Raw genomic sequence first — 21,043 nt, forward strand, 5'->3', positions numbered from 1 at the left:
TTAAAAACTTTAATTAGTTATTAAAACGCAATCTTCAGAATCAACTTCGTTTAAATGAACTTTAATTTTTTCATTTAGTGAAGTTGGTACATTTTTGCCAACAAAATCAGCTCTTATTGGTAATTCTCTATGACCACGGTCTATTAGAACTGCTAGTAATATTTTGCATGGTCTATAAAAATCTAAAATACAGTCAATTGCAGCTCTAACTGTTCTTCCAGTGAACATTACATCATCAATTAGAATTACATTTTTATCTTTTAAATCATATTCTATTTTAAAATTTGTACTTTTGTTTTTATTGATATCATCTCTATAATCTGTAATATCAATTTCTATTACATTAACTTTAATACCTTCAATTTCTTCAATTTTTTTAGCTATTCTTAACGCTAAAAAATAACCACGTGTTCTAATTCCAGCTAAAACAAGGTTTTTAACTCCTTTGTTTTTTTCTAAAATTTCGTGACATATTCTTGTTATTGATCTTGATATTGCATTATTATCAATTAGTAATTTTGATGACATATTTACTCCTATAAGTGAAAGTTACCCCAAATAAAAAGCCTATCATAAGATAGGCAATTAAATAATGTCAAAAAATAAACACAGACATTACTTTCTTGCCTCCCGGACAAAATTAAAGTATTCTTTCAAAAATATTATACACATTTTTTATAGTTCTTTAAAATTAATATAATATTTATTAATGTCTCATTCTAATAAATTTTTTATATTTTTATATGAATATTTGTTATTTTTTAACTCCTTTTTATATTCATTAGTAAAGTTATTGACTTTTTCTTTATTATTTAACTCTTTTATCTGAATTTTAAATTTAGTTTTATTATTTTTTAGTTTATTTTTATAGGTGGTTTTAATTTCGGTTAGATAATCCTTCCTATGATTTTTAATATTTTTCAAAACTCTTAATTTATATATTTTATACTCACTATAATTTTTAAAATTACTTTTATAATAATCATTTATACAATTAATTAATAACTCATTATTTTTTACATTGTTATTTATCTTTTTTCTAATTTTAAACTCTTTAAATATTTCATTATTTGAATAGTAATAGAATGCTCTAGATTCTTCAAATAATAAAGTTGATTTTTTAAAAAACATTAATTCTTCAAACTTATAATTAATATATTTAAGACTTCTTATTTTATTTATTATAAAATCAATTAACTTCGGGTTCTTATTATATTTTATTTTCTCACGCATCATTTTTGCAATTCATTCCATTAAGAAGGTAAACAAAATAATTCCAAATGATAAGGCTCCAAACTGCTCAAATCATCGTAAAGAGAAGTAAGCATTTAGAAGATAACCCAATGTTCCAGCTCCTACTAAACCTAATGTAGCAACCTCTTTAAAATTAATATCAAACCTGTAAATAATATATGCAATTACATTGCTATTTGTTTGAGGTATAACTCCATATTTAAATTTTTGCAAAAAATTAAAACCAGTTGCTTGTAATTGAGAAATTAATTTTGTGTTAATACTCTCAAAAACTTCTCTATTGTACTTTGTTAGCATAGACATTGTTCCCATTGCAATGGCAAGAGATCCATTAAAAGGCCCTAAACCAATTACTGAAACAAAGATTATTGCGTATATATATGTTGGTACTGCTCTTATGATTATTGTAATAAATTTAAAAATCTTAGCAACATAAAAATTTACAATTGTATCAGAGCTTAACAATCCTAAAAAGTACGCTAGAAGTGAACCTATGAATGTTCCTAAAACTGCAGTCGCAAGAGTTTCAATAATTAAACTTATTACTGAATGACTAACTTTGTTTGTTTGCATAAAAAGTGACTTTCAATCAATATTAAATATTCTTTTTATACTTTGGTTTGTTGAATTAATAATTTCTTTATCCATTATTACAAATTTTATATTTGTAAGTGAATAGATAAATAGAATAAATATAATACCAAAAAAAATTAATCTTTTAACTCAATTTTTTGGTCTTTTACTATTAACATATCTTGGTGTAATTAATTTTTTATTATTTTCTTTTAGTTTTACCAACATTTCTTTTAATGATTCAATTTCAATATTTTTTAAAATTTCTACTTCTTTATTAAAATAAGTTACATAAGTTTTATCTAATCTTACTCAAATACTAAAATATTGATCGTATATAAATCATTTTTTAATATTGGGCTCATTTTTTATAAAACTATTGAATGATAATTTATTTACTCTTATATTATTTTTATGTGTCTTTTTAAATTTTTTTATTTCTTGTTTATTTTTCTTAATAAATTTATATTTTATATTTATGTAATATTTTAAATTATTCATATTTTTTATTTTATTTATTTTTTTGATAATGTTTTTTTCTTTATTTTTTCCAATAATAAAATCTTTATCCATTAGTAAATAATTTTTTGCCAAATATATTAAAGACTCTAAAATTACAATAAATAAAACTAATAAGAATAATAAAAATCCAACCCTATCTCATCTTTGCAATGAGATATTATTGTTTATAAGCTCACCAATACCAACTTTTGTTATACCACCAATTATAGCAATATATCTTATATTGGTTTCAAAAGCATAAAACATAACTGAAAAGATGTTTCATGTAAATTCTGGCATCACCCCCGCAATATATGCATTAGTTTTTGTTGAACCAGTGGCTCTGAGTGAATCATAAACTTTATAATTTAAATGTTCTATTTTTTCTAAATATAATCTACCTGTGATAGAAATTGTAAATAAACATATCGATATCATTAATGTTAATGATGATTGTCCAAAATATCCAATTAATATTAAAGAAAATACAAACGAAGGTATTGTTCTTAATATTGCCAATATTGAGATACAAATTGAGTTAATAAATTTATTTTTAACAACTCTATAACTAGAACATATAGCAATTATTAAAGATATAATTGTTCCTATTATAGTTCCTGAAATTGATATTAAAAAAGTGCTTAAAAGAGACATTAAAGCTCTATTCATAAACGACTCTCCAAACCTATTCTTTTCAAAAAAGTTTTTGAAGTCTCATTTAAACATTTGTTTTAATCTTAAAACTAAATTATTAAAGTTATTAAAAAGTTGACCTCAGTTACCATCAACAATAATAAAACTAACTATAACTGCATTCATTGTGAATATTACTATCATTTTATTAAAAAAATTTTTAGGTTGTTTGCTATATTTGTTGTTTATTTTAAAGACCTTTTTATTGAAAATATTATTTATTCTTCTTTTAATCAAACTTATAGATTCTCATAACTATTACCATAAATAATTTTAAGGTCTTTATTTTTTATATTTTTTGTACTACCATCAAATACTATTAAACCATCTTTTAAACCGATTATTCTATCGGCATGTTTTAAGGCTAAATCGATATGATGTATATTTATAATAATAGTTATTTTATCTTCCTTATTAATTTTTTTAAAATCTTGCATAACTTGATTTGCAAGTATTGGATCAAGAGCGGAAACAGGTTCATCAGCAATAATTAACTTAGGTTCTTGAGTCAAAGTTCTTGCAAGTGCAACCCTTTGTTGTTGTCCACCACTCAAATTTTCTACTCTAGTGTAAGCACTTTCTAATAGGTTAATTTTATTTAGGTTATTTAGAGCAGTAATTCTATCTGAATCACTAAATATTCCAAAAAGTGTTCTAAAAAAATTTAGTTTCGATACTCTTGCATTTAAAACATTTTTTATAGTGGTCTGTGATTCAATGTTGTTGTATTCTTGAGACATTAAACCTATATATTTTCTATAGTTTCTTAGTTTTTTACCTTTTAAAGAGTTTATTTCAAATTTTTGATTATCAAATTCAACAATAACTTCACCTGATGAAATACTAACCATTTTATTGATAGTTTTAAGTAGCGTTGTTTTACCAGCTCCTGATAATCCTACAATCGCTACAAACTCACCATCATTAATTTTTAAATTTATATCTTTTAAAGCGCTTTTGCCATTTGGTCAGACTTTATTTACTTTTTTAAAAGTAATCAATTTTACCTTCTTAAATAATTAATATAAAAAAATATAGTTAACCTATATTTTTTTATATTAATTTAATTCTTTTAGTAATTCTTTTATATGGCTTATTTTTAGTAAATTATTGTCTGCTACCGAGTCATTATGTTTTTCAAAATCAGCTGTTGATTGGTCTTTTTCTGGTTGAGTATATGATTTAGCTCCATAAAAACCAAATATATTGTCATTTTCTTTATCTGCAACTAATTCTGAAAATGCTTTTCTTAAATTATTTGCCATGCTTTCATCAACATTTTTTCTTGAATATATTAGTCCGTCATTTGGTATTGCATAAGTTGTTCCTATTATCATAGATTTTTCAAAAACATCATGATTTCCTTCTTCAATCTTAGTGCTTCTAACATCTTCAAAGTTAAATGCAATATTAAATTTACCGCTTGTAATTCCTTCAGCTGTTCCTCCAGAACCATCATAAGTTTGTTTATTAGTATATATTTCTTTAATCGCAAGATCATCATAACCTAATGTTTCTTGCAATCAACTTAGTGGATATAATGTACCTGAACTTGAAGTTACACTTTTGTTTAGTGCAATCCCATTTTTACCGTCTTTTCCAATTTCCATCGCTTTGTCAATTAGTGTTTTTACATAAGCATGTGTTAAATTATTTAAATCACTGTTTTTAAGAGTTTCTTTAACAAAATTAGTATTTGCATAAACATAAGATCTATAGTGACTTGTATAATTTTCAGTATCAGTTAGTGCTGTTGTAAGATCATCACTTGTTTGTACATTTTTATCAATTACATTTTCTTTTACATATTTATTATAGTGATTAGCCAATTTAATTGCCTTATCTTCTTTTCCAAATTCATATTTTCCAGCTTCAATATCTGAATATTTTTTAGTTGAAATGTCAATAAAATCTTCGAAATTAGTTTCACCTTTATTTGCATATTTTGTAGCGAAACTCAATACTCCTAAATCTTTATGTGTTCCATTTTCCACTAAATCACCTCTGAAACTTTCATAAGCATTTATTGGAAGAAAACCTAAATCTGAAGTACCTGATTTTAAAGATTCAGCAGAATTTTCATATGACTCTGTCATTTTTATTGATACACTCTTATTAAAGTTAGGGTCAATTTCCTTCATTTTGCTTTGCAATTTTCCCTCTAATGGTTTCATTGCTTTTTCTGTTTCAATTGGGTCCTTAACAGGTGTTAAATTTATAATAAATTTATTTGAATCACCACAAGATACAATGTTTGCGACTGGTGCTAAAATCATTGTTGATGATCCAAGGAATAGTAATAATTTTTTCATAAAATCTCCTTTTCATAAAAGTGTGATAGTTTTACTATTACACACAAATATTATATGTTAAGAAGGTTTACAAAAAATTCTATATTATGAAATTAATATCTTATGTATACACATTTTTCTTTCTCTATTATTAATTAGTTCAGTTCTATAAACATTTAACTTTTTAAATCCACATTTATCCATTACTTTTTCAGAAGCAACATTGCCTATTTCATGAATTGCATATAGTTCTTTAATACTAATTTTTTTAGTATAAAAACTTATTAAAGTATTAACCGCTTCACTGCAATAACCTTTTTTTTGATATTTTTTATTTATAACTCATCCAAAATTACTTTTTTTGTTATTATTTAACCTTATATCAATTGTTCCAATTAGTTTATCATTTTCTTTTAAAAATATTCCATATTTCCCAAATGGACTAAGAATGAAATAGTTTTTAATTGCAAACAATGTGTCTTCAATTGTTTTGTGTATTTCGAAGTCTAAAAATTTTACAGTTTCCTCATCGCTACAATATTCAAATATATCATTTGCATTTTCAACACTAACATTTTTTAAATAAATTCTTTGTCCATCAATATAACTATAATTTTCAATATCTAGCATCTAAAAACCTCAAAAAGCACTTAATATCTTTAATATATCAATAAAATGAAGAAAAAATAAATAATTATAAAAAAATATTGCATTTGCAATATTTTTAATAATCGTTTTTTAATAATTCAAAAAGAGTTTTTAGCATTACACCTTTACCTCTTCCACCTTCTTCTGCAGTACAAGCAATATCAAGATGCAAGTAAGGTTTACCTTCTGCAAATAAATCTAAGAATGCAGCTGCGGTTGAAGAACCTGCTCCAGCTCCCGGTTGACCTGTGTTAGTTAAATCAGCAATTGGAGTTGTTTTCATTATTTCAAGATGTTCTCAAATCATTGGCAATCTTCAAACTAGTTCAGATTGAGCGAAAGCAGCTTTATCAATTAATTGTCACAATCTATCAAATTTAGTAAATACTCCAGTATGTCATTTACCTAACGAAAATCTCATTGCCCCTGTTAATGTAGCAATATCAAATACTTTATCAACTTTTAAATCTCTTACTGCATAAGAAATTCCATCAGCTAATACTAGTCTTCCTTCTGCATCAGTATTATCTATTTGAACTGTTAATCCATTATAAGATTTAACAATAGATTCAGTTAATGTAGCATGTCCACCAATTCTATTATCAGTTAAAACAGCAACTGAAACAACGTTTGTTTTTGATTTACTTTTCGCTAAAGCCAATACTGTTGAAGAAACAATTGCAGCACCTGACATATCAAATTTCATACCTGAAATTGATTGTGAACTTTTTAAGTTATATCCTCCTGAGTCAAATGTAATTCCTTTACCGATTAAACCGATTTTCTCTTTATTTTTATCACCACAATATTCTAAAATAACCACTCTTGGATCAGTATCTGATCCAGCATTAACTGCGAGTAATAAATTTAATCCTAATTTTTCAATATCTTTTTTGTCTAAAACTTTACAACTTACATTATCAAGTTCTTTAGATTTTGTTTCAATTAACTCTGCAATTTTTGGTGCTGTTCCTTCATTTGGTGGTAAGTCTTGTAAATCTCTTGCAAAATTCACAAATTCTATTTTTATAATTGATTCATTGAAAAGCGCTTCTAAATCTTTGTGTTTTTCAGTAATTATATTATAAAGAACTTCATTATCTTTAGAGTTAGATTTTTTTCTTGTTATTTTTTTGTGATCATTAAATAAAATTGAATCAAAAATTACTAATGAAGCTCTATCAACTTTATCTGAATAAAGTTCTAAAAATGAGTCTAAATCGATGTTAACATTATATTTATTTGTATTAACAAAATTCGAAATATAACTTTGTAATTTTCTAACACAATTGCAAGCATCATTTGACTTATTATTTTTATCACAACCCACATACATGTACAAAGTATTTTCTTCTGATATAAGAGTTACTTGACCATTGTTTTTAATTATAAATGGATTTGTTGTTTCTTCTACTAATTTTAATGTTATGTTTTGTTTTTCTTTATTAAATGTAACCATATTAAATTATCCTTTCTTATTCAATAGTGTTATCACTATCAAATGTTTTTTCTTCACCATTCTTCAACTTTATTATAATTGTTTTTTTATTTTTTTTGTTTTCAACATTGCTTAAATTATGTTTTTTTTCATAATTTCTTTCCATTTTTCTAATAATAAATAGATAAGAAATATTTACAATAATGAATAATGTATGCACTACAATAAATAATAAAAATATAGAAAAAAATGTATATAAAATATTTCCAATCATATCCTCTGCACTACTATTACCGAAATCAAATGATTTACTTGAAACTGGAGCATAAGGATAAACAATTTCAAACGGGATTGAAGAAAAACGATCATCAGATAAAAATATAAAAATTCTGAAAATTAAATATATTGTATAAAATCATGGATAAACTAGATATCCTAAAAAATAATTTTTAAAATATTTTTTGACAGTAATTTGTGAGAAATCAATATTTAAAAACATATATGTTATTGTTGATATTGGTGTAATTATATGCAAGAAAAGTGAGTAAATTCAATCAATTATTCTTGTTTCATATTTATTCGCTAAAGTTGCTGGAAACAGGACTGTGACATAAGTTATAAAGGTAACGGTAATGTAAGAAGTAACATATAACAATAGCGTTTTATTTTTACAAAATCTTATTTGATTATCATAAAAAATAACTCTTATAAGAAAATAAGCAGCTACTAAACCATTGCTTTGAAAAGTAAAAAAACTTAAAAATTGACCTTGGAAAATTACTGGTGAGAAAGGATAATCAACGTTTCTCAACCAGTGACTATTAACCATATGTTCAACGTAAACAAAAATAAGCATACCAAAAATCGAGCTACACATTAATAGCTCTCAATAAAAGTTCTTATCCCTTCATTTTGATCTTTTCATATTAACAACTTTCTATTTTAAATAAACGAAATTGTGATTGTTTTTGGTTTAACTCCTAATGTTTTATATAACATTTGTTCAGATGAAGACAATATTTCATTTTGCTTAAAAATAGCTTTACTTCTATCTTCGAATTTGATTTCTATATTTATAAATAAGTTATTTTCTTGTTCTCAAGAAATATCAACACGTAAATCCAAATTTGCATCAATGTTACTTTTTATATCTTTTTCTAAAATTTTTTTAAGAATTTGATCTTCTATTTGCAATTCACCAGATGAATTTTTTTCTAATGTGATGTACATAAAATACTCCTTCTAGTTTGCTCTACCATAATACTTTCCATCATTTGTATTAACGATAATTTTTTCGCCTTCTTTAATAAATAATGGTACTGTAATTTCAATACCAGTCTCTAATACAGCTTTTTTTTGAGCACCACTTGTAGTATCGCCTTTAACTGCGGGTTCTACTTCAGTTACTGTTAACTCCATTTTTTCAGGAATAGTGATACCTAAAATCTCTCCATTATATTCTGTTAATTTAACTAATGTACCATCAGTTATAAACTTTAATTCTCATTCTAATTTAGTTGATGGAATTTCAACTTGTTCATATGTTTCTGTATCCATTAACATACATATATTTCCATCATTATATAAATATTGCATGTCTTTCTTTTCAATAAGAGCTTTATCGACTTTATCCCCACCTGTAAATGTTAAATCAACTCTTGCTCCTGTTCTTAAGTTTTTTACCTTTAAAGACACTTTACCTTGTTGTCTTCCTGTTTTAGAAAACGAATTTTCTAAAACTACAAAAATATTTCCATCATACAAGAATGTATTTCCTGGTCTTAAATCATTAACTAACATGTTATTTCTCCTTAATATGCTAACAAGTATTATTATATATAAAAAAAATATTATTTAAATATCATACCAGGTTTTATAAACCCATTTTTTTGGTTGTAATATGTTGAAGCGGGAAGCATTTTTTTTCCTTGCCTTTGGATTTCAAGTATTCTTATAAACTTTGTTTTAGTAGCAACTACAATTCCTTTTTTATCAATTACAGCTATTTCTCCTGGAAAAAACATTTTAAGTGGAATAATAACAAAATCATTTTCATCCATTAATGAGGTTTTTTTAATTTTAATTCTTTCATTATCTAAATAAGTAAAAGCAATGGGATTTGGAGATAAAGCTCTTACAAAATTATGTATTTTTTCATCTTCTTGATCTCAATTAATTTTTTCCTCGTCATTTTTTAAATTTAGTGCAAATGTTACATGATTCTCATCTTGTTTAACTGGTTCAATATTATTATTAAATATTTCAATAATATTTTCTTTAACAATTTCATACGCTAAATTTCCTAGTTTATCAAATAAGCTACCATTATCATCATTAATATCAATCGGTATTGATTTTTGAACATACACATCGCCTGCATCCATTTTTTTAACCATTTGCATTAATGAAATTCCAGTTTCTTTATCACCATTCATTAAAGCAAATTGAACTGGACTACCACCTCTGTATTTAGGCAATAAGCTTGCATGAACATTAATACAATTTTTAAATAAATTAAGGACTGAGTCAGGAATAAATTGACCATAAGCACAAGTAATTAAATAATCTGCTTCAATGGACTCTAATTCATTTTTTATATCAATTATTTTATTTGGCTGATAATAAGAATATCCATTTTCAATAGCATATTGTTTTATTGGAGATATGTTACTGTTTTTTTGTCTGCCAAAATTATTATCTGGTTGTGTGATAATAGCACAAATTTTAAACCCCATGTCTTCTAGTGCTTTAAGAGGTTTTAACGAAATACTTGGTGTACCACAATAAATTATTTTCTGCACATTATTCTCCCTTCTTTAATTTCAATATATTTACTTGCATAGTCAAAAATTCTTTGTAGTAATGCAACCATCGCTAACGTATCGCGATCACAATACTTCAACATATCTTGCTTTAAAAATTTTTCAAATTCTTGGTGTGAAATGTAATCATCTAAATATTGTCTAAAAATTTTACTTGCATTATCACCTTTATTAATAACTAAATCTTTATAAGAAAGATCTGGTGCCATAACAGGTTGTGTTTTTTTAATTGAGTATGAACCTTTAAAATCAGGGTGATATATTAATCAGTTGGTTTTTTTTCTTTTAAAGAATTCCATTAAATCAATAGTATTAGAGTAAATATATTTTAATGGTTCTGCAACTTCTGGAAACTGTATTATTGCATTTTTTAAAACTGTTCTTTCAAAAGATTTATTATAAGCCACATAAACACCTGGTCCAAATTCAAAACAATCTCTAATGAAATTATTTAAAAACTTTATTCTTGGATCTTTTTGTTCATTAGCAATAAAATTTCTATGTTCAATTTTTTTTAAAGTTTTATAGTCAAAATCATGAGATATTAGTGTATGAATTGAGTATTGAAAAGGTATTTGTTGATAAGAAAAAGAATTATTATATTTTGGAATTGCTCATTTAACAGTTTCAAAATCATACATATAAACTGGTGTATCTAAGTAATCACTAAGTAGTTTCATAACTAAATTTAATCTGTTTCTATCAACTATTAAATTAGACCAGTTTGGATTATTATTTATTTTAGACTGAATCACTTTTATTAATCTTATTTCATCATCTTTAAATATTTGTTTACCATCAACAAAGTAATTTTTAGATTCTGGGTTGACTATATTTTTTATATCAACTTCATTACCAAATTCGTTATAAAGTAAAGCAGCTTTTTTCTTAAACCTAGTAAAGTCATATATACTGTAGTCATTTTGATCATATCAACTTACAACGTGGTGGCAATAGCTTCTTTTAAAACTCGCATCAATTTCTTTATAATCATATTTTAATTTTTTACATTCAGGTTCTAATAAAAATCTTTCATTATTGAAATCATTTTCCATGTCTTCAAAAATTTTATCTAAATTTAATTTATTTTTTTCACCAAATATATTATTATAAATGTCAATGAAGTCTGGATATGATTTTGATGATTCAAGATAATTTACTGTTTTGATTAATCTATCATAGTCAATATCACTATCAATATATTTTTCTTCTATTTTATACGATTTTAACTTCGGTTCAATAATTTCATAGTAATCTGGACAATAGTATTTTTGCTCATCAAATCTTTCACTTAATGGGGTTTTTTCTTGAATACTTCCTTTTATATATTCTGGATTAATAAGTCCAATATAGACATCATCAATTATAAATCCATTTTTTTCTAAAACATATTTTTGATAAATTACATCATAAAAATATTCTAAATTGGATTTTGTTGATGCTTTAAATTCAACAATCACAAAATGGTTATTACCCTTGTTGATAAGCACATCACACTTAACCCTAAATCGATTATCAAATTCAAATGATGGTTCAAATAAATATAAATAATTATCATCTTTAATTATTTCTTTTGTTTTTTCTAAACTTTTAACAAAGTTAAAACTACTAAAATCATAAATTTTTTTGTTTGTATTGTTTTTTTGATTATATGCTTCTAACTTAGATTTATAATACTCAATCGCAGCATTTCCAACTGAAAGGCCATCCTCAACAGTTTCATTTAATGGTGTTAAATTTTGAACACCAATATCATTTTCTTCATTTTCATTTATTAAAGCTTCTATATCATAGTCTAAGATTGAATTTTTATCCTTATAGTATTTATTATATACATCTAAAAAACTAAATTTTGTAGTATCAATATCTTCATCAAGATCATCATCAGTTATTCCATGAATTACAATTAGTTCATTATTTAAATATGTTTTTGTTATATTTAAATTTTTTTCAGAGTAAAAAATTCATGCAATTTTGGGGCACTCATTTAAATATACTTTAAAGTCTTCTTTTGATATTTTTCTTTTCATAAAACTTTCTACTTATTTAAAATATAAATATTTAAAATAATTTTAATTACTATTTACATTGCTCAATTTAATTTTCATCATACTTGTAATTGAAAATATAATGAATATTGAAGCACAAACTACTAAAATAAATATAATTGGATTTATTAACAACATTGATAAAGTAATTGCTCAAGAAGCAATTAATGTAAGTATATTTTTATAAAAAATATAGCTAAATAATAAAGTAATTAAAATAATAGATAATACAATATAAATTACTGATTTTAATACATTTCAATTACCTTGATTGTTTCGATAAATAAATAATATTTCGTTGACAATTACTAATATTGGTACAAAAATTAATACAAGAGAAGAAAATTTAAACATTAAATTTACATTACAAATAACATCCTCTTTATTTTGAGGTTGACTTATTAAGTACACTCTCATCAAAGAAATGCAATTAATTACAAGAATTGATAATCCAAGTAATATTTTAATTACATTAACATCTTGGTTTATATAGTACATTAAAGCAAGATTTAATGTTGAACCAATTGAAGATAAACTACAAAATATTAAAAATAAATTTTGTTTTTTAGTTTTGCAATAAAAAAATCAAACCATTATTGCTGCAATTAACATTAATATGCAAAGAGTATCAAATGTAATTGATATTACATACTTAATTGTTTTTTCTCCTTGATTAATTGCTTCATTTAATAGAGTTGCATCAACAAGATAACCAAAAAAAACATTACTAAATATTGCTATTATGCTCAATATTAAAACTGATAATAGCAAATATTTAACTTTTTCAAAGTTTTTCATTATTTCACCTCAAAATGATTTTACTACTATAAAAAATAAAAAACTCTTTTAAATTTAAATATAAAAGAGTTCTATAAAATCAATTATTTATTTCTTCTAGGTACAAACTTAACAGTAGTTTCTTTTAATGCCTTATCAATTTGGTTTGTTGCATTAACATCTTTTTTTTGTTTTTCTTTTTCAGTCTTAAGGTTTTTAATTTCATTTTTCATTTGATTTTTTTGTTCTATTAATCGAATCTTTTCTTCATCTTTTAGAACTTTTTTTTCTTCTTTTGTTAATTTAACTTGTTTTTCTGCTATAGCAATTCTTTTTCTAGTGTCTTCTAGTTCAAGTTCTTTATTAACTTGTCAAGCAGTTGTATAGTTTTTCTTACCTTCTTTTGTTGTTATTCCTTCAACTTCAAAAGAACGTGTTGTCATTAAAGAGTTTGTCTTAGCTTCGTAAATGTTTACAACCACATCAAATACGTCTCTATACTTATACTCAGGTCCTTTACGTGCATATACTTTTTCATATTCTAATTTAATATTTTTTAAATTATTTGTTTTTGAAAGATAACTTTTTATTTCTTCACGTACAATTTTTTTACGCTTTTGTTGCTCTACTTTTTGAGCTTTCTTACTTGTTATTGATGAAATTACAATAAAAACCAAAACTATTACTATTACCACACCAATAATAACTGGGGTCATTAATTCGCTACTCATAAATCTTCTCCTTAATATATATAATTTTACAATAAATTAGCTAAAAACACTATCAATTACACCACCACCAAGACAAACTTCATTTAAGTAAAGTACTGCTTGTTGACCTTCTGTAATTGCTCTCAAAGGTTCTGTAAAATAAATTTCTATATCGTTTGTTCCACTTAAAATTTTAACATATACATTTACATCTTCTTGTCGATATCTAAACTTCGCATTACAATTTAATTTATCAGCACCAAAATTATTTTGAAAGTTTATGATTCAATTAAAATTTTTAACTATACATTTTTTAGAATATAAATATTTTTGCTCACTTAAACAAGAAACATACAATATTTTATTTTCTATATCTTTTTTCGCTACATAATAAGGTTCTTTATTACCACCCAAATTCAATCCTTTTCTTTGACCTATTGTATAATACATTATACCAATATGCTTTCCTAAAACTTTGTTTGTTTCAATATCAATTATATCTCCAGGCATATTTGGAATATAATTTTGAAGAAATTTTGTAAAATTTCTTTCCCCAATGAAACAAATCCCAGTTGAATCTTTTTTTTGAGCTACTACAAGTTTGTTTTCATGTGCTATTTCTCTTATTTTGGTCTTTAGATAATTGTAAAGTGGAAATAGTGTTTTAGATAATTGATATTGATTCAAGTCTGATAAAAAGTATGATTGATCTTTATCAATATCCTTTGCTTTTAATAATTGATACTCTTTTTTTTCTGAATTATAAATGACACCAGCATAATGACCCATCGCAATATAATCAGCACCAAGATTTTTGATTGCATAATTTAAAAACATATTAAATTTTATAAACTTATTACACAAAATATCTGGATTAGGAGTACGCCCTTTTTTATATTCTTCAATAAAATATTTAAAAACTAAATCTCAGTATTCTTTAATAAAATCAACTCTATGTAATTTTACATTTAACTGATTAGCAACTTGTAAAGCATCATTATAATCAATTTCTTGAGGGCAAACTTCACCCTTTAAATTATTTCCTAAAATATCGTTGTTTAGATTGCTATCCCAATTGCGCATAAATAAAGCTTCAACTAAATAACCTTCATCTTGAAGTAACTTTACAGCAACCGCTGAATCTACTCCTCCACTTAATCCAACAATAACCTTTTTTTTAATATTAATCACCTATTTTTTAGTTTCTTTTTTTAATCTTTTTTTTTCTTTTTTTGCTATTTTTGCAATGCTTTTAACATATTTTTGGTCATCGAGTAAACTTTCAAAATCGCTAAATTGAATAATTTCTTTTTGAGTTTCATCATTTTTAATTTTTTTTGCTTTTTGAACAATACTACTTAATAATTGTGTAGTGTCTGATGATTTATTTTCAAACATAGATTTTATTTGATCTTTTAGTTCTTGTTTAGAACTATAGTTGTTTAACACTTTATTAAAATCATCTAAAGTGTCACTAACTGTATACTCGTAGTCATTTGTTATCGGTGTACGTCCTTTTTTCTTTTTATTTAATCCTGGTATTTCAGAATCAATATCTTCTAATTTTGTAACGTTAATTGTTTGATTTACTGACTCATTTTGTTTTTGGGGTTTTATTTCAACATTTTCTTCAAAGTTTTCCTTAACTACTGGTTCAGATTCATTATTTACCTTTTTATCATTATTTGTTTCAGATGAATCTTCACTTAATTTGTCATAAAACTTACCAAAACTCTTTTGTAAGTCACTAAAAAAATCCTGATCTTCTTTTGTCATATTTTCTGAAAAAACTTGGGTATTATTTTGTTTTTTAAATTCTTCAAATGCTGTTTTGTCTTTTGTGAAGTCTTTATCATGAAGAAATGTTTTGAATCTAGATTTTTGAAAATCTGAACGTAATTTTGTCCTCATTTTTGAGAAGTTATTTTTAATTTCATCCATGTTAATAATTGTTGTATTTTCAGTATTTTCTTTTTTATCAGTTTTTTCGTTATCAGAAACTTTATCCATTGTCACTGTTTTATCTTTTTTAAATAGACTTTTTTGTTCTTTTTCAAATTCATTACTAGAATATAAATTTTGAGTTGCTAATTTATCATATAATTTTTGATCATTTTTTGTTTGCTCATCTGCTAGTTTATAATTTTTGAAATTATCTTGTAATTTTAAGTCTACATTTAGTTTATTTAATAAATTTTCTTTATCAATTTGTTCTTGTTCATAAGTAGCTCTTCTTAAATTAATAATTTCTTCTCTTATTCTTGATTGTTTGTGCTGAGAACTTTTATCTAATATACTAAATGTTTCATATTTTGGTTTTTGAAGATCAAATTTATTAAAAGTAAAAGTTTTTTCCGTTGGTCTAAAAAAATTAGAATTCGGATTTTGGATAAGTGATATTTTATTATTTTTACTTATTTTATCAATTTCATTAATATCAATTGTTCTATCAAAGTCAACTGTTGCAGTTATGTTTGTATCTTCTTCAAATCAAAATTTGTCATCATCATAACTATCGTCTTCACGAACTCCATCATAGTCTTCTCTTACTATTTTTAACACTTTAATTTTGTCAGACATTATATTATTCACCTACTTTATTCAAAAATTATCTTTTTTTATGTCATTTAAATGTTAATGAAGTTATAACAAATAAAAATACAATTATCAATAGAGAGCCTACAACTGGTTGTCAAGTACTTGTAAAATCAGCAAATGTAATTGGTTGATTATCATCTCACCTACCCGTATTAAACCCAGCAGAATTTCAATCACCTTTTTTATATTGTGAAAATAATAGTAATGAAACTGGATATTTTAAAGGTATAAAATATGTAAAAATTCTAATTCCCTCACTAGTTTCATATAATCTAGGATCGAGCATTATACCTGAAAAAAATATGCAAATAAAGTATATTATCATTGAAATACCTTCATTAGCACCCGAATCACTTAAGTTACCACCAATCAATGTAGCTATACCAATAGTCATTAAGTTAATTAAGCTTATCGCTAGAATAAAATACCCTCAATTCATGTTTTTGTATAATTCTAGAACATCATTTTGACCAATCGCTATTCCTGCAACAAGTTCAACAAGAACCCCAGATCAACCAACCAAAAAATAAAAAACTCAAATACATAAAACAAAACTTTTTTTACTTATTCCTGTTGTGTCTACTCTTTTTAAAAAAATTGAGTTTTTTCATTCCACAATTGAAGATGATAGTGAAGTCAATATTGTTAAACAAGGTAGTGCAACATATCCTAGGATTGCAGTTCCTTTTGAACTATAACTACTAGAAAATAGAAAATAGAATAATGTTGTAAAAAATATTGGAATTATATACGTAAATAATGGACCTCTCATATTTTTATAAAATGATTTACCTACTAATTTAAATAATTGTGTAAAAACAAGCATATTTTGTTTTATTGAAAAACTTATTTCTTCTTTTTTAGATTTATTTTTCATTAAGTTCACCTTTATAAAATTTTTCCATTAAATCTCTTACAGTTTTATATTCTTTTCTTATATCTTCAATACTTTTATCCATTAAAACTATTTTATTATCAATAATAATAACCCTACTACATAATTTATCTATTTCCTCAGGATGATGCGAAACAATTAAAAGAGTTTGCTTGTTTGAAACTTTGTTTTTAAAAAATTCTAGAATTTTAAATTGTAATTCCATATCTAAACCAGTTGTTAATTCATCTAGGATTATAATTTTTGGGTCATTAATTATCGACAATAAAGCATTAAATCTTTGCTTTTGACCACCACTTAATTTATTTAAAGGAGTTTTAAAAAAGTCTTTAATTTCAAATGTACTATCTAATTCTTCAAACTTTTCTTTTGTAAAATTTGGAAAAACAGTTAAATAGAATTCTATTATATCTTTAGCACACAAGCCAGAAGGCCAATTGCCTTCTTGAAATTGAATTCCAATTTCTTTTTTTAAATCTTTATCAATATTTATTTTTACATTACCTTTTGTAGGTTTTGAAATGTTGGCAATTATTTCTACTAATGTTGTTTTACCAGCACCATTTTTACCTAGAATTGCAACGGCTTCACCTTCGTTGATATCTAAAGAAATATTATCTAAAATTGTTTTATTTTTATAACTTTTAGTTAAGTTTTTTATTTCAATCAGTTTCATAAAATCTCCTTTTATTATTTTAACATTTTTGGACTAACAAAAGTGAAATTATAGGCTATTAAAAGTTTACAAATAATAATATTTAAATAAAAAAATCAAATTAAATTTGATTTTATTCTTTTATATTATTATCAATTTTAAATTTTGATTCTTTTTTTAATAATTCAAATGCCGCTTTTTCAGATGATGTGATTTCATCAGGAATTACAATATTAACATAAAGCAACAAGTTACCACGATGTGAACTTTTTACCCCTTTATATAGACCAAGATTTTTTAATGTAAGTACATCTCCATTTTTTAGCCCTTTTGGAATTTTTACAGTTTTTTCACCATCAAGTGTATCAAATTTTATTTCATTACATAATAGTGCATCTAAATAACTAACATCAAATTTGAATTTTATATCATACTCATTTATTATTGATAATTTTTTTGAAGCTTTTAACTCAATGTTTACATAAACATTGCCTTTTGCTTTAGATTTTGTTGAATAGTTTCCAACATTTCTCATAACAATTTGTTGTCCTGGTGTCAATCCTTTTGGTATTGGTATTTTAATTGTTTTATTTTTTACATAACAACCATCACCTTTACATTCTTTGCAAGGATTTTTAATTATTTGACCTTCACCTTTACACTTTGGACAAGTTTGTTGTGTTTGGAATTTTGCAATTCCCATATCTTGAACAACAGCAACAACCCCTTGACCTTTACATACGTCACAAGTTGTAATGTCAGATTTTGAAGCTGCACCAATTCCATTACATTTTTCACACTCACAAACAAGATCTAAATTTACTTCTTTATCAACACCATTTAATAGTTCACTAATAGATAAATTAATTTCTAAAATTATATCCTTAGCCCTGCTAGAGTGTGAATTTGAACTTCTTGAACCTGATGAAAACCCAGATCCACCTCCGCCAAAGAAAGATGAGAAAATGTCAGAGAAGAAATCATTTCCTCCTCCACCCATATTTGAGAAGAAGTCACTAAATCCAGATCCAAATCCACTAAATGAAGATCCAAATCCACTTAAACCATCATGTCCAAATTGATCATAGGCTTTTCTTTTTTTATCATCTAATAAAACTTCTGCAGCTTCTGTTGCTTCTTTAAACTTTTCTTCTGCATCAGCTTCTTTAGAAATATCTGGGTGGTATTTTTTAGCTAATTTACGATATGCTTTTTTAATATCATCTTCTGTAGCGTTTTTAGGCACACCTAGTACTTCATAATAATCACGCTTTTTTGCCATTATAAACTCCTTAATCTATTAACAAAAAACAACCTAAGTTGTTTCTTAATAATTTAACTATTTTTTCTCATCATCTTTAGAATCTTCAACTTTTTCTTGCTCATTATTTGCACCACTTTGAGCTTGTTGAGTCATCATTTCTGAAGCTGCTTTCATAGCTTGTTCAAGTTCAGTCATTTTTTTATCTAATGCTTCATAATCTTCTTTTGCAATTAATTCTCTAATTTCTTTTGCTAATTCCTCAGATTGTTTTTTTTGTTCTTCATTTACTTGATCTTTTGCTTCGCTCATTGATGATTCAATGATATTTAAGTAACTTTCTGCTTTATTTTTTAACTCAATGTTTTTTCTTTTTTTCTCGTCAGCTTCATGATTTTCTTCAGCTTCTTTTACCATACGATTAATTTCTGCTTCACTTAAACTTCCTGAGTTTGATATTGTTATAGTTTTTTCTTCATTTGTATCTTTGTCTTTTGCAGTAACTGAAACTATACCGTTAACATCAATTTTAAAAGTAACTTCAATTTGTGGTACACCTTTTGGAGCTGGTTTAATTCCTGTTAATTGGAATTGACCTAATGATTTATTGTCAGCAGCCATTGGTCTTTCACCTTGTAGTACATTAATATCTACAGCTGGTTGATTATCAGCAGCTGTTGAGAACACTTGTGATTTTTCTGTTGGAATTGTAGTGTTTCTTGTAATCAACGGTGTCATAACTCCACCCATTGTTTCAATACCTAAAGTCAATGGAGTAACGTCTAATAATAATACATCTGTTACATCACCTGCAAGAACTCCACCTTGAATTGCAGCACCCATAGCAACAACTTCATCGGGGTTAATTGTTTTATTTGGTTCTTTTCCTAATAATGATTTAACAAGGTTTTGAACTGCAGGTATTCTAGTTGAACCACCAACCAATAAAACTTGGTCAATATTACTTGCTTTTAATTTTGCTTCTGCTAATGCATCTAATACTGGTTTTTTTGTTCTTTCAACTAAATCTTTAGTCATTTTTTCAAATTCTGCTCTTGATAATTTTGTTGAAAAGTTAACTGGTCCATTTTCATTCATAGCAATAAATGGAAGGTTAATTTCTGTTTCTAATTGACTTGATAAATTAATTTTTGCTTTTTCAGCTTCATCTTTAAATCTTTGTAAAGCCATTTTATCTTTTGATAAATCAATTTTTGCTTCACTTTTAATTTTTTCAGCAATTCAATCCATAATTTTTTTATCAAAATCATCTCCACCAAGCATATTATCACCTGAAGTTGATAGAACATCATAAGTACCATCTGCTAATTCAAGTAATGAAACGTCGAAAGTTCCTCCACCCAAGTCATAAACAAGAACTTTCATTTCTTTATCTTTTTTATCAATTCCATAAGCAAGTGCAGCAGCTGTTGGTTCATTTATAATTCTTTCAACTTCTAATCCTGCAATTTTACCCGCATCTTTAGTCGCTTTACGTTGAGCATCATTGAAATATGCAGGAACAGTAATAACTGCTTTGTTAATCTTTGTTCCTAATTTTTCTTCAGCATATTTTTTTAAATATCTTAAAATTTCAGCTGATATTTGTTCTGGTGTATAATCTTTGTTTTCTAATTTAGTTTTTTTGCTTGTACCCATATCTCTTTTAATTGAGATTGCAGTGTTTGGATTTGTAACTGCTTGTCTTTTTGCAGCCCCTCCAACAATAATATCGTTATTTTTAAATGCTACAACTGATGGTGTTGTTCTTTGACCTTCTGGGTTTTCAAGAACCATTGGTTGTCCACCTTCCATAATTGCAACACATGAGTTAGTTGTCCCTAAATCTATTCCTATTATTTTTTCTTTTGCCATACTT

General features: G+C 25.2%; 19 protein-coding genes. All 19 read right to left on the reverse strand.

The window, feature by feature from the left end; genetic code table 4:
• Positions 1 to 9: 9 nt before the first annotated feature.
• On the reverse strand, positions 10 to 528 hold the full coding sequence (pyrR, locus tag SLITO_RS03900) for a bifunctional pyr operon transcriptional regulator/uracil phosphoribosyltransferase PyrR (protein ID WP_075058469.1): 519 nt from the start codon (positions 526 to 528) through the stop codon (positions 10 to 12).
• A 147-nt stretch (positions 529 to 675) separates the two neighbouring features.
• On the reverse strand, positions 676 to 3,147 hold the full coding sequence (locus tag SLITO_RS03905) for a PhnE/PtxC family ABC transporter permease (protein WP_235443362.1): 2,472 nt from the start codon (positions 3,145 to 3,147) through the stop codon (positions 676 to 678).
• A 113-nt stretch (positions 3,148 to 3,260) separates the two neighbouring features.
• A complete protein-coding gene (phnC, locus tag SLITO_RS03910) occupies positions 3,261 to 4,022 on the reverse strand; it encodes a phosphonate ABC transporter ATP-binding protein (RefSeq protein WP_075058471.1) in 762 nt (253 codons plus the stop codon).
• A gap of 57 nt (positions 4,023 to 4,079) precedes the next feature.
• On the reverse strand, positions 4,080 to 5,333 hold the full coding sequence (locus tag SLITO_RS03915) for a PhnD/SsuA/transferrin family substrate-binding protein (RefSeq protein WP_075058472.1): 1,254 nt from the start codon (positions 5,331 to 5,333) through the stop codon (positions 4,080 to 4,082).
• Positions 5,334 to 5,417: 84 nt separating this feature from the next.
• Entirely contained in the window at positions 5,418 to 5,942 is a 525-nt protein-coding gene (locus tag SLITO_RS03920) for a GNAT family N-acetyltransferase (protein WP_075058473.1), read from the reverse strand.
• 94 nt (positions 5,943 to 6,036) lie between these two features.
• On the reverse strand, positions 6,037 to 7,419 hold the full coding sequence (locus tag SLITO_RS03925; RefSeq protein WP_075058474.1) for a M17 family metallopeptidase: 1,383 nt from the start codon (positions 7,417 to 7,419) through the stop codon (positions 6,037 to 6,039).
• A 16-nt stretch (positions 7,420 to 7,435) separates the two neighbouring features.
• Complete coding sequence (locus tag SLITO_RS03930; protein WP_075058475.1) at positions 7,436 to 8,323, reverse strand: hypothetical protein; 888 nt, start codon at positions 8,321 to 8,323, stop codon at positions 7,436 to 7,438.
• A 17-nt stretch (positions 8,324 to 8,340) separates the two neighbouring features.
• Complete coding sequence (locus SLITO_RS03935) at positions 8,341 to 8,628, reverse strand: MMB_0454 family protein (RefSeq protein ID WP_075058476.1); 288 nt, start codon at positions 8,626 to 8,628, stop codon at positions 8,341 to 8,343.
• A gap of 12 nt (positions 8,629 to 8,640) precedes the next feature.
• A complete protein-coding gene (efp, locus tag SLITO_RS03940; RefSeq protein ID WP_075058477.1) occupies positions 8,641 to 9,198 on the reverse strand; it encodes an elongation factor P in 558 nt (185 codons plus the stop codon).
• 50 nt (positions 9,199 to 9,248) lie between these two features.
• Positions 9,249 to 10,199 (reverse strand): methionyl-tRNA formyltransferase, encoded by a 951-nt coding sequence (fmt, locus tag SLITO_RS03945; protein ID WP_075058478.1) that lies wholly within the window; start codon positions 10,197 to 10,199, stop codon positions 9,249 to 9,251.
• Positions 10,187 to 12,250 (reverse strand): DUF2779 domain-containing protein, encoded by a 2,064-nt coding sequence (locus SLITO_RS03950; protein WP_075058479.1) that lies wholly within the window; start codon positions 12,248 to 12,250, stop codon positions 10,187 to 10,189. Before SLITO_RS03950 ends, fmt begins: the two co-directional genes overlap by 13 nt.
• Before the next feature lie 42 nt (positions 12,251 to 12,292).
• On the reverse strand, positions 12,293 to 13,066 hold the full coding sequence (locus SLITO_RS03955; RefSeq protein WP_075058480.1) for a hypothetical protein: 774 nt from the start codon (positions 13,064 to 13,066) through the stop codon (positions 12,293 to 12,295).
• A gap of 83 nt (positions 13,067 to 13,149) precedes the next feature.
• Complete coding sequence (locus SLITO_RS03960; protein ID WP_144416413.1) at positions 13,150 to 13,776, reverse strand: hypothetical protein; 627 nt, start codon at positions 13,774 to 13,776, stop codon at positions 13,150 to 13,152.
• Positions 13,777 to 13,812: 36 nt separating this feature from the next.
• On the reverse strand, positions 13,813 to 14,937 hold the full coding sequence (gene mnmA / locus SLITO_RS03965; protein ID WP_075058835.1) for a tRNA 2-thiouridine(34) synthase MnmA: 1,125 nt from the start codon (positions 14,935 to 14,937) through the stop codon (positions 13,813 to 13,815).
• 9 nt (positions 14,938 to 14,946) lie between these two features.
• Complete coding sequence (locus SLITO_RS03970; RefSeq protein ID WP_075058481.1) at positions 14,947 to 16,335, reverse strand: hypothetical protein; 1,389 nt, start codon at positions 16,333 to 16,335, stop codon at positions 14,947 to 14,949.
• Between the two features lie 28 nt (positions 16,336 to 16,363).
• Positions 16,364 to 17,230 carry an ABC transporter permease gene (locus tag SLITO_RS03975; RefSeq protein WP_075058482.1) on the reverse strand — a complete coding sequence of 289 codons (867 nt, stop codon included), beginning with the start codon at positions 17,228 to 17,230 and terminating at the stop codon, positions 16,364 to 16,366.
• Entirely contained in the window at positions 17,220 to 17,924 is a 705-nt protein-coding gene (locus SLITO_RS03980; RefSeq protein WP_075058483.1) for an ABC transporter ATP-binding protein, read from the reverse strand. Before SLITO_RS03980 ends, SLITO_RS03975 begins: the two co-directional genes overlap by 11 nt.
• 112 nt (positions 17,925 to 18,036) lie before the next feature.
• A complete protein-coding gene (locus SLITO_RS03985; protein ID WP_075058484.1) occupies positions 18,037 to 19,185 on the reverse strand; it encodes a DnaJ C-terminal domain-containing protein in 1,149 nt (382 codons plus the stop codon).
• Positions 19,186 to 19,242: 57 nt separating this feature from the next.
• Entirely contained in the window at positions 19,243 to 21,039 is a 1,797-nt protein-coding gene (gene dnaK, locus SLITO_RS03990) for a molecular chaperone DnaK (protein ID WP_075058485.1), read from the reverse strand.
• Between the last annotated feature and the right edge of the window lie 4 nt (positions 21,040 to 21,043).

The sequence above is a fragment of the Spiroplasma litorale genome (assembly GCF_001267155.1).
Taxonomy (GTDB): domain Bacteria; phylum Bacillota_I; class Bacilli_A; order Mycoplasmatales; family Mycoplasmataceae; genus Spiroplasma_A; species Spiroplasma_A litorale.